This window comes from Candidatus Cardinium sp. cByotN1, from assembly GCF_022810525.1.
Taxonomy (GTDB): Bacteria; Bacteroidota; Bacteroidia; order Cytophagales; family Amoebophilaceae; genus Cardinium.
Genome location: NZ_JAACGG010000044.1, coordinates 1 through 734 on the forward strand (window position 1 = coordinate 1; position 734 = coordinate 734).

Here is a 734-nt window from a genome sequence, read left to right on the forward strand (position 1 = left end):
CTTTTTTCAAAGGGCGCGTTTTTTTACTAGCATAAGCCATAGTGGTGAACGGAAACCATCTCTACTCAACAAGGTTGACTGAACCACAGACTATCATTTAAAGCTATACTGCGGCGTAGGGGTCATATTGTTCTACTTTAACACCAAACTCTTGTAAAAAATTTAACCCTTCTTCCTGATCTAGGTTTTTATAAGCCGCATAAGAGTCTTTGTATATCACTTTTTTAATACCTGTACTAAATATCATACGGGCGCAAGGGAGACAAGGGGAAAGGGTAATATAAAGCAGACTATCTCGTACATTGATATGATTGGTTAAGGCATACAGCAGCGCATTTTGTTCTGCATGAATCGCTAAGGAACAACTACCTTTTATATTCCTAGCACAACCTGTTTTAGGCCATATCTCATCACAATTATAAGCACCTGATGGAGGCCCATTGTATCCTATAGAAATAATACGGGTGTCTTTTGTTAATACAGCACTTACTTTCTTTTTAACACAGTGTGAGCGTTGGGCTAACTGAATGGCCAAGGACATAAAAATGGCATCAAATGTAGGTCTTTGTGTCATTACTTCTTTTTATTATATGGTTGGTACTTTTATTTCATGGTTTGCAAGAATTTACATATTTGTTCAGGTAATGGCGGCAACTTAAGGAATTTTTAATCTTATTTTTTTCTTGATAAGAAAGTAAGCAAAAGTATCTGTTCAGCCAATGGCATCAACTTAA

General features: G+C 36.4%; 1 protein-coding gene. It reads right to left on the bottom strand.

All coding sequences use genetic code 11. The features are described 5' to 3' along the window. Positions 1-103 precede the first annotated feature (103 nt). On the bottom strand, positions 104-574 hold the full coding sequence (locus tag MUW73_RS01420; RefSeq protein WP_243018735.1) for a deoxycytidylate deaminase: 471 nt from the start codon (positions 572-574) through the stop codon (positions 104-106). Positions 575-734: the final 160 nt, after the last annotated feature.